The organism is uncultured Campylobacter sp., assembly GCF_937949835.1.
Lineage (GTDB): Bacteria > Campylobacterota > Campylobacteria > Campylobacterales > Campylobacteraceae > Campylobacter_B.
In genome coordinates, this window is the sequence record NZ_CALEDC010000523.1 from 1 (window position 1) to 10,169 (window position 10,169).

General features: G+C 48.1%; 6 protein-coding genes and 1 pseudogene. 1 reads left to right on the forward strand and 6 read right to left on the reverse strand.

Translation table 11 applies throughout. The features are described from left to right. The first annotated feature begins 235 nt into the window (after positions 1 to 235). Positions 236 to 1,186 carry a DUF3137 domain-containing protein gene (locus tag Q0256_RS11515; protein WP_297963264.1) on the forward strand — a complete coding sequence of 317 codons (951 nt, stop codon included), beginning with the start codon at positions 236 to 238 and terminating at the stop codon, positions 1,184 to 1,186. 661 nt (positions 1,187 to 1,847) lie between these two features. On the opposite strand, the gene serA is transcribed toward Q0256_RS11515, so the two are convergent. From serA to Q0256_RS11545, 6 genes and pseudogenes are all read right to left on the reverse strand, one after another. After that, complete coding sequence (serA, locus tag Q0256_RS11520) at positions 1,848 to 3,425, reverse strand: phosphoglycerate dehydrogenase (protein ID WP_297963266.1); 1,578 nt, start codon at positions 3,423 to 3,425, stop codon at positions 1,848 to 1,850. Between the two features lie 54 nt (positions 3,426 to 3,479). Continuing rightward, positions 3,480 to 5,147 (reverse strand): 30S ribosomal protein S1, encoded by a 1,668-nt coding sequence (locus Q0256_RS11525; RefSeq protein WP_297963269.1) that lies wholly within the window; start codon positions 5,145 to 5,147, stop codon positions 3,480 to 3,482. 112 nt (positions 5,148 to 5,259) lie between these two features. Then, positions 5,260 to 6,096, reverse strand: coding sequence for a 4-hydroxy-3-methylbut-2-enyl diphosphate reductase (locus Q0256_RS11530; protein ID WP_297963272.1), 837 nt, complete (start codon positions 6,094 to 6,096; stop codon positions 5,260 to 5,262). Next, positions 6,086 to 7,360, reverse strand: coding sequence for a 3-phosphoshikimate 1-carboxyvinyltransferase (gene aroA / locus Q0256_RS11535; RefSeq protein ID WP_297963275.1), 1,275 nt, complete (start codon positions 7,358 to 7,360; stop codon positions 6,086 to 6,088). The genes Q0256_RS11530 and aroA overlap by 11 nt, the downstream gene beginning before the upstream one ends. Continuing rightward, positions 7,357 to 9,687, reverse strand: a complete 2,331-nt coding sequence (gene pheT, locus Q0256_RS11540; protein ID WP_297963278.1) for a phenylalanine--tRNA ligase subunit beta — start codon at positions 9,685 to 9,687, stop codon at positions 7,357 to 7,359. The genes aroA and pheT overlap by 4 nt, the downstream gene beginning before the upstream one ends. Then, positions 9,684 to 10,169: pseudogene (locus Q0256_RS11545) on the reverse strand (phenylalanine--tRNA ligase subunit alpha); the annotation flags it as partial. The gene pheT and the pseudogene Q0256_RS11545, both read right to left, overlap by 4 nt.

Below are 10,169 nucleotides of genomic sequence, written 5' to 3' on the forward strand. Positions count from 1 at the left end.
AAATTTGAAAGCAAATTTACAAAGGCGGCTCGCGTGAAATATAAGCTTACGCAATGCGTTAAATTTTAAATCCGGTGCGAATTGTTTTCAGAATAGTAAGATTTTAAAATTCACGCCGCAAGGACTGCGTAAATTAAGCTCCGATTTCGACTATTAATTATGCGGCGGAATTCGCTCTTTATGAATTCCGCTAAATTTCGCTACAATACGGGCGAAATTTTTCTCAAGGATAGATATGTCGCCTTCTTTGCAAGATGCTATTTCGCAAACTTTAACCGAACAAAAAGCGTGCGCTAGAGCTTTTAATAGATACCGCTACCTCAGTATAGCCGCCTTTTTTGCGGTCCTATTCGTATTAGTGTATCTAGACGGCGTTAAAGTAGACACTCCTCTGATAAAAATTGCCGAATTTTTGGGCGTATTGATCCTTTTTCAGATCTTTTGGATATTTCTTCTTCATTGTGCCGGTCAAGAAACTGAAGCGGAAATTCGCTACTACAAATTTTATAAAGAGATATTCGTCCGCGCCGTAATAAACGATATAGATGCCGGTTTAAAATACGATCCATATACCGGTATGCAAGAAGAGGAATTTCAAAAATTTAAAATTTATAGGAAATCTAAGATCAAAAGCGAGGATCGGATTACGGGTGTGTACTGCGGGATTAAATTTAGCCTCAGCGAGGTACATAGCAATAGCAGGTTTTACATGAAAACGGATAATCCGCTCATAGCGGCGATTATGTTGATCAAAATATTCTACGATAACTATATGGACTTTGACGGCAACGTACTGATCTGCGAGCTCGCGAAAAAAACCTCGGGCAAAACGATAGTGGTAAGCAGGGAGCTAAACGCCAAGATCTTCGGCGAAAAAGAGATGATGGACGATGTGGATTTTATGCGCGATTTTCGCGTGTTTGCGGATGACAAAGTAGAAGCGCGCTATCTGCTAACGCCCGCGTTTATGGAGCGTCTGCGCGAAATAAATCGCGAAACGAGCGGCGAGTTCAGCTTGAGCGCGGTATTTATGGATGAGCGCTTATATCTATTTTTAAACGGTGCGCCCGATCTTTTTGAAACTACGCTTTTTGGTAGGCCCGCTAGCATAGAGCTCGCGCGCGAATACCAAACGCAGATCCGCAAAATTTTAAGCCTAATCGAAACACTAAAACTCGCAAACTAGCAGGACGCATTACGGCTGAAATTTTACATCGACTAAATTTAGACCGGGCGAAATTTTTAACGAAGCGTAGTTTCGACAAAAATGTAAAATTTAATCAGCAATGCAATCGCTCGGTAGCCGCCCTAAATTTAAACGGGCGATACGATTAGAGATGAAAGTGCCTGTCGCGCATAAATTTGAAGCAAAACGCCTTGCCGTTGTCTTATAAATAAAATTTAACACTCCGATGTTTCCTGGAAGCGACTCTTGTTTAGCTCTTAATGCCCAAAATAAAATTTGATTGCGTTTCGCATCGCAGCCTCTGGCTTTTAGTGCTAAACCCGCATAGCGGCAAAATTTGATCTGAAGCGCCGCGATGATGAAAATTAAAAGTAGATCTGCAAGGACGAAATTTAAATTTAAAAGTAAGTCCGCGACAAGAGTTAAATTTAGAGCGCGCACGGCGTTTGCAAAAGCCGCACGCTCAAAGGTATCTGCCTAGCCGCATACCACAGCGTACCTCAAGCGCCGATTCTGCACATATATCAAGTTCCGCTAAAATCCTCGCCACGCGTTTCTGCATCGTCTCATAAACACCATCGTAGGCTGGATTGTAAATTTAAATTATTAAAGAATTCGGGAGAGGCGAAATTTAAAATTCCACCTCCTAAGCGGAAAAAGATTAAAGCGCTGCGTAGCGCACCATTAGGCAGGTTTGAAGCGCCGCCAGTTTATCGAGCGTGCTTTTTTGCACTTCGGAATCGACCAAAATGACCGCCAAAGCGTCCCCCTCCTCGCCTCTGCCTAGGCGGAAGTCCGCGATATTGATGTTTTCGTCGGCTAGGATCGTGCTTACGGATTTGATAACGCCCGGCACGTCGGTGTTTTTGAAGATTATCATCTTGCCTTTCGGCTTAAAATCGGTCTTAAATCCGCCGATATTTACGATACGCTCCTCGCTACCGTCAAAGACCGTACCCGCGACGTTTGAGATCGCTTTGTCGGTCGTAACTTTGACCGCGATTTCGCTTTTATAAACACTTCGCGCGAGCTCGCCGAAGCTCGTCTCGATACCCTTTTCATCCGCAAGAAATTTAGCATTGACGTAATTTAGCGAATCGCCCAAAGAATCGTGCAGCGCGCCTACGATTGCAAAAACGAGCATCGATTTTAGATACTGAACCACCTCGCCGCTGCCCTCGATGCGAATCGATTTGATCGGGCCTTTGTTGATCTGCGCCGCAAGATAAGCCATTTTGGAGACTAAATTTATATACGGCTCAATACCGCGCGGCAAATCCTCGAGCTTAAGCGGCAAATTTAAAGCGTTTGGATAGTTTAAGCCGCGCGCGGCGCTGATCGCCTGCTCTGCGGCTTCCCGGGCGATATTGCTTTGCGATTCGAGCGTATTTGCTCCAAGATGCGGAGTCGCACTTAAATTTTCGATATCCAAAAGCTCGTGATCGGTCGCAGGCTCTTTGTCAAAAACGTCGATACCGAGATACGCGATCTTGCCGCTGCGTAGATTGTTTGCGAGCGCTTTTTCATTATACAGCCCGCCTCTAGCGCAGTTTATTAGGCGCACGCCGTCTTTCATCTTCGCTATTTGAGGCTCGCCTACCATATTTATCGTCTCTTGATTTTTCGGCGTATGGATCGTGATGAAGTCACAAGATAAAATTTCGTCGAAATTTTTCGTATATTTTACTCCGAGCTTCGTGGCCTTCTCGGGCTCGATATACGGATCGTAGGCGATGACGTTCATCCCAAACGCAAGCGCGCGCACCCCCACGCGCGAACCGATATTTCCAAAGCCGATGATGCCGAGGCTCTTTTTATAAAGCTCGGTACCATACCATTTCTCGCGCTTCCAAATTCTATTAATTTTCAGATCGTTGCAGGAATTTACATATTTGCGCGCCGCATTTAGCAGATGGCACATGGTCATTTCGACCGCGGCGATGGTGTTTGCCGTAGGTATGTTCATCAAAATAATGCCGCGCTTGGAGCAGCCGTCGATGTCGCAGTTATCTACGCCCACGCCCGCGCGCACGATCGCTTTTAGCTTGGTGCCTGCGCCAAGAAATTTCTCATCCACCGCTGTAGAGCTTCTGGTGATCGCGACGTCCGCATCGCCTAAAATTCCGTAAAGCTCGCTCTTGGGCACGCTCGTGGCGTCGATTACTTTAACGTCTGATTCCTGCTTAAGTAGATCAAAACCGATTTTGTGGATTGCGTCGCAGACTATGATAGTTTTCATTAAATTTAACCTTTTGAAGTAGGTCCGCAAGGCGGGGATGCCTTGCGGGAGGAATTATTTATTTAGTTGATCTTTGATCAGATCCCCTAGGCTTTGCTTCTCGTCGTCGTTACTATTGATCTCGTTTAGTGCCTCGCGCTCCTTCTGATGAGCCAGCCTGCGCACGCTTAGGCGAATTCTGTTTTTCTTCTCGTCGATGAAAGCGATCGCAGCCTCGATCTCGTCGCCCACTTTTAGGCTATCTACGCTTACGTTGCCGAGATCTTCCTTGCGGATAAGCGCGTCAATACCGCCTCCAAGCTCGACAAAAATTCCGAACTCTTTAATATCGCGGATCTTGCCTTTTACGACATCGCCTTGATTGTGGCTCTTGGCATAATCGCTAATAGGGCTATCGCCGAGCTCTTTGTGATTTAGAGAAATTTTTTGAGTATCTTTGTCGATCTTGATGATCTTAACCTCGATCTCGTCGCCCACTTTGAATAAATTTTTGCACTTCTCGCCGCGATCCCATGAAGCGTCTTCATTATGCAAAAGTCCCTCTACTCCGTCGATCCTCACAAACGCGCCGAAGTTTGTAATCGTAGTGACGCTGCCTTTTAGCACGTCGCCTACTTTATGCTTAGCAACAAACTCGTCAAACGGCTTGGTGAGTAAATTTTTAAGGCTCACGCGCAATCTGCGCTCGCTAGGGTTAATCTCTACGACCTCGACGTCAAGCTCCTCACCCTCGCTGATGAAATCTTTCGGATTTTTGATATTTTTATCCCACGAAATTTCACTGATATGCAAAAAGCCCTCGATGTCGTTGCCAAGATCGACAAACGCGCCGTAAGGCTCGATATTACTTACTTTTACGCGGATAGTATCGCCCACTTCCAGGCTATCTTTGATCTCGTTCCAAGGATCGGGCATCGCCTCTTTGATCGAAAGAGAAAGGTGCTTTTTATCGTTATCGTATTTGATAACCTTAACCGGAACCTTATCGCCCTCTTTGTAGAGCGAGCTTGGATTTACCGGGCCCTTGTATGAAATTTCGCTGTAGTGCACGAGTCCGTCCACGCCGCCTACGTCTACAAACATACCGTAGGTGGTGATTTTTTTGACGACGCCTTCGATGATGCCCTCAGTAGCGATTACTTTCTCGATCGCCTCTTTGCTTGCTTTGCGATCCTCATCAAGTAGCTTCTTGCGCGATACGACGATGCTTTGCTCGTCTCTATCAACTTTAATGATCTTTACTTTGAAATTTTTACCGACGGCGCCATTTGGATTTTTAAGCGCACTTTGCGAGCGCGGCATAAAAAATTCCACATCATCTGCGTTAGCACAAACGAAACCGCCCTTATTAAACGATAGAATTTTAACGTCATAGACATTTTCTGCGTTTTCATCATAGGAGTCGATGAACGCCTTTACTTTTTCCTTCTTTAGGGCCTTTTTATACGATACGACCGGGCGACCGCCTCTGCTTCCGATAATAGCGACTTTGATGTCATCTCCTACGTCAACCTGCGGGTTTCCTTGATCGTCGCTCACCTCGGCGGCGTCCAAAATGCCCTCCGACTTCCTGCCTACGTCTATGAAAACCTCGCCGTCCTTAAGGGCGATAACCTTACCTGTGACGACCTCGTCGCGAGACTTCCCGGCGTCATACTCCTCTAACAATGTCGCAAAATCTTCCTCTGCGTGGTTTTGAACCTTCTCGTTCACCTCAGCCATATGCTTCCTTTAAATTTATTTGTGCTTTTTTGAAAAGAACTAAAATGCGCGATTCTAGCCAAAATTTGCTTTCGATTTGATAAATTTCTAAGAGTAAATTTGATAAGAGAGTTTATAAATTCCGCGTTAAATTTTCGATTCGCGCTACTACTTTTTTGATGATCCAATCAGGCGTGCTAGCTCCTGCGGAGATGCCGCAGAGGCTTTTGTTTTCAAACCACGAGCGTTCAAGCTCGCTTTCGTTTTCTATGAGATAGCTGTCTTTGCAAAAATTTTGTGAAATTAAAAAAAGCTGCTTGGTGTTGGAGGAATTTTTCCCGCCTACGATTATCATCACGTCGGCCTTTTGCGACAGGCTTTTTACGGCCTCTTGATTTTCCAGCGTCGCATTGCAAATCGTATTAAAAATTCTCAGCTCTCTCGCGCGCTGCATCAAAAAATCCGCGATTTTAGTAAAGCTTTCTATCTTTTTCGTAGTCTGCGAAACGAGCGCGACGCGAGTCCCAAGCTTGATCTGTAGCAACTCCGCGGGCTCCAGCACTACATATACTCTTCCTTTGGCGTAGGATTTCACCCCTTTTACCTCGGGGTGATTTTTATCGCCGAAGATCACGATGTCATAGCCTTCCGCGCTCATCTTTTCTACGATCTGCTGCGGCTTAGTAACGAAGGGGCAGGTAGCATCGATGAGCTGCTTGTTTTGCGCTTTTAGGTTTTGCAGATCGTCCTTTTGGATGCCGTGCGTGCGGATGATGAGCTTTTGCTCGTCCTTGATCTCGCTAACGCCCTCCAGGGTTTTGACGCCGAAATTTTGTTTTAGGCGGTTGATCTCTTCGGCGTTATGTATCAGTTCGCCTATCGTAGCGGCCTCGCCGGCGCTTTCTGCGATCTTGATTGCACGCTTGACGCCGAAGCAAAAGCCGTAGCTTTTGGCCATCTCAATCTTCAACGCAGGCTCCGATCTGTCTTAAAATCGCGGCAAAGTTCGGAAACGACGTCGCGATACAATCGCTATCCTCGATGATCATCCCCGATCTTAAGCCCAAAATCGCAAAACTCATCGCGATACGGTGATCGCCGCACGGCGTGATGATCGCCGCGTTCGCCTCGCCGCCTTCGATCTGCCAGCCGTCCTGCAGCTCGCGCGCCTTAATACCGCAGGCGCGAAGCCCTTCACAGGTTACCTTTATGCGGTCGCACTCCTTTACGCGCAGCTCGGCGGCATTTCTAAGCACGCTACTTCCCTGTGCGCAGGCAAAGGCGATCGCAAGCGCAGGCGCTTCGTCTATCAGCCAGGAGATATTTTCGCTCACCTCCACGGCGTGAAGCGGCGCGTAAGCGACCTCTATATCGCCGATCTGCTCGTAAATTTCGCTCGTCTTGTGAAATTTTACCTCGGCGCCCATACGTTTTAAAATTTCGTACGCCTCTATGCGAGTTTTGTTTAGCAGCATATTTTTTAGCACTATGCGCGAGCTCGGGGTTATCGCTGCGGCGACCGCGAAGAAAAACGCCGAGCTTGGATCGTTTGGGATAAAAATTTCAAGCGGTTTAAGCGGCGAGCTAAGCGGCGCGACTTCGATCTCAAGACCATTTTGCGAAATTTGCGCGCCCATCGCTTTTAGCATCCGCTCGCTGTGATCGCGGCTAAGCTCGGGCTCGCTAAATTTACATCCGCTGCCGCGCAAGGCCGCTAAAATCAGAGCGGTCTTTACCTGCGCGGACGCAATCTTGCTCGCGTATTCAAAATACCCGAGCTTTTGCCCCAGCACCGCAATCGGCGCCTTTTCGCCGCCTGCTCGTCCGTAAATTTTAGCGCCTACTTTGCAAAGCGGATCCGCAACGCGCCTCATCGGACGCTCGCTTAGATACCGATCGCCGCACAGCACGAAAAAGCCCTCGCGTCCCGCCAAAAAGCCCATAAATAGCCGCATCGCCGTACCCGAGTTACCGCAATCAAGCGGGACGTTCGGCTCTTTGATGGCGGCGGGAGGAGTGATTAAAATTTCGCCCGCATCGCGCTGCACGCAAGCGCCCAAAAGCTCCACGATCTTTAGCGTATTTAGCGTATCCTCGGCGGCTAGATAGTTTGAAATTTTACTCGTTCCCTCCGCTAGCAGCGAAAAGATCGCCGCACGATGCGAGATCGATTTATCCGCGGCGATGTTTGAAATCTCCGCCCGCAAAGGGCCCGCTTGCGCAAAAATTCTCATCGCAACCCAAGTCCCAGCTCGCTGCTAAGCGCGGCTAAAATTTTATCGGTAAAGCCCGCGACTTCCTCGTCGCAGAGCGTTTTTTGAAGGTCTTGAAATACAAGTCTGATCGTCAGGCTCTTTGAATCACCCAGGCTTTCGTCGCTGTAAAGATCGCTTGGGATAAGCTCCTTTAGCGCCTCGATTTTAAGGGCGTCTATACACTGCTTAATCTGCTCGAAGCGCATTCCGCTCGGCACCAAAATGCTTAGATCGCGCGATACGCTAGGGAATTTCGAATAAGCGTCCGCTACGATATTTTCAAATTTAAGCTTGGAAAAATCGATCTCGCACAGATAGCTTTTATCCAGATCACGCCCTGCTTCTACGGCGTAATCCACGCGCCCGATAAAGCCCACTATCTGCCCGCCCTGCTCGATCTGAGCTTGCTCGAATTCGCTTAAAAATTTCAAATTTTCGCTGGGCAGCCTGACCTTAAATTTACCGATGACGCTTTGGATTAAATTTGCAAAATACAAAAAATCGACCGCTTCGGGTTTTGCGCCGGCCGCGATAGAGGGCTCGGCTTTTAGTCCGCTAGCTATAAAGCCCAGCCTTAGGCACTGCGAGCCGTCCGCATCAAACACCTCTCCTAACTCAAAAAGCTTAACGCTTCTGCGGGAATTCTTTAAATTTCGCTCAGCAGATTCCAGCAGATGATTAATCAGCGTCGGTCTTAGCGCGTCCAGCTCGCCGTTGATCGGATTTAAAATTTTAACCTTGCACGGCGCAAAGCCTAAACTTTCTAGCGCCTTACCGTCGTCAAATACATAATGCACGCACTCGAAAAATCCAACTGCTGCCGCCTTGCTACGAAGCTTGCGCCCATTACATAAGCTTACGTAGGTATCGTTTAGGCGGTTTTTTTCGTAGAAGCTTAGCGGTGCGGCGGCGATATTGTCGATGCCCACGATACGCACGATCTCCTCGCACACGTCGTGAGAATTTACGATATCGTGGCGGAAGGGCGGCACCTTGGCGGTGATTAGATCGGCTTCGACGCCTACATCAAAGCCCAGCCTTTTTAAAATTTTTACGATCTTATCGCGCGGAATTTGCGCACCGATCATTGAGTTTATCTCTTTTTCGCTAAAGCCCACAATAAGCGGCTCCAAAGCGTTTGAAATCTTTTGCGTGCCCGCATATAGGCTAACGGCTTTATTTTTAAGTAGCAATCTAAATAACAGATCTAGCCCCAGCCTAAGCTTTGGCTCGCTGCCTCTGCTTGAGCGATACACGTGCTCGTCACCTTTTAGGCTTTTGTTTTCGTTTACTGCTTTGGCGATAATTAGTGGCGCGGTGTAGTTTGCCTCTAATAGCACCACTTTGCTACTGCAACACGCCTTTAGCTCCGCGTCTTGGCAAATCCCTGCTACACTAAGCAATCTCTTGCCCGCATAAACGCCGAACTCGCCGTTTGGCATAGGCTTTATGTCAAGCGCTACCTTGCCATCTGCGGAAGCGATCTTTTCAAAATCATAAGCGCGCAGCAATACTCCGGTAGAATGAGTAGCGTAGTTGATGAAATTTTGCACCGCGCAGCTTTGCAAAATACCAACGCTTGCAAGACGCAAGGTCTGCTTTAAATTTAACTTCAGCTCGCCTTTGATCTCATAAGCTCGAAAAGCAAATTTAGCGCTTACCTCATCGCTTGCACGCACGCTTAAAATTCTACCGATACCAGGCGCTCCGTCGGCATCTTCAAACTCGTGCTTTTCCTTTAGCGGCAGATCAAGCGCTGCACCCAGATCGCGCGCTATGCCTAAGATGCTAAGGCAGTCGCCGCGATTAGCGGTAAGCTCGATCTCGATAAGATCGTCGTTAAAAATTTCATACTCGCGCAGCTCCTTGCCGAGCACGAGCTCGCCGATGCTGCTATCAAGCACCATAATGCCGTCATTCGTCTTGGCAAGCCCAAGCTCGGTTGCCGAGCAGATCATGCCGAAGCTCTCCACTCCGCGAAGTTTGGCGGGCTTTATCTCAAGTCCACTAGGAAGCACGGCACCGATTAGGCTAACCGCGACATATTGCCCAGCCTCGACATTTTTCGCGCCACAGACGATCTGCAAGCTCTGCTTACCGACATCAACCTCGCAGACATTTAGATGATCGGAATTCTCGTGACGACGCTTGCTTTTTACGAGTCCTACGACGACGCCTTTAGGAAGTGAAATTTTATCGTGAGCGTCAACCTCAAGACCGATGGAATTTAGCGTAGAAAGCAGCCTTTCGCTTGAAATTTCGCTTATGTCGATCCACTCCTGCAACCAATTTCTCGTTATTATCATTTAAACTGCTCCAATAATCTAATATCGCCTTCAAATAGCGAGCGCAGATCGGGGATACCATGTAGCAGCATCGCAAATCTCTCCACGCCGAGCCCGAATGCGTATCCGCTGACATTTTTCCAGCCCACCGCCTTAAATACGTTGGGATCGACCACGCCGCTGCCTAGCACCTCGAGCCAGCCCGTCTGCTTACAGACGCGGCATCCGTGGCCGTGGCAGAAAATACAGCTGATATCGACCTCAGTGCTAGGCTCCGTAAACGGAAAGAAGCTCGGGCGGAAGCGCACTTTCACGTCTCCAAACATATAGCGCAAAAATTCCTCTAAAACGTATTTTAAATTTGCGAAGCTCACGCGGTCTCCCTGCTCGACTACGAGACCTTCTACTTGATGAAACATCGGCGTGTGGGTTAGATCCATATCGCGGCGAAAGACCGCGCCCGGGGCGATCATACGCACCGGCGGAGCTTTAAATTTCTCCAT

Excerpts from the sequence above, each read along its gene's own strand:
- aroA (WP_297963275.1), bottom strand. The coding sequence starts at position 7,360 with ATGAGAATTTTTGCGCAAGCGGGCCCTTTGCGGGCGGAGATTTCAAAC.
- Q0256_RS11515 (WP_297963264.1), top strand. The coding sequence starts at position 236 with ATGTCGCCTTCTTTGCAAGATGCTATTTCGCAAACTTTAACCGAACAA.
- serA (WP_297963266.1), bottom strand. The coding sequence starts at position 3,425 with ATGAAAACTATCATAGTCTGCGACGCAATCCACAAAATCGGTTTTGAT.
- pheT (WP_297963278.1), bottom strand. The coding sequence starts at position 9,687 with ATGATAATAACGAGAAATTGGTTGCAGGAGTGGATCGACATAAGCGAA.
- Q0256_RS11525 (WP_297963269.1), bottom strand. The coding sequence starts at position 5,147 with ATGGCTGAGGTGAACGAGAAGGTTCAAAACCACGCAGAGGAAGATTTT.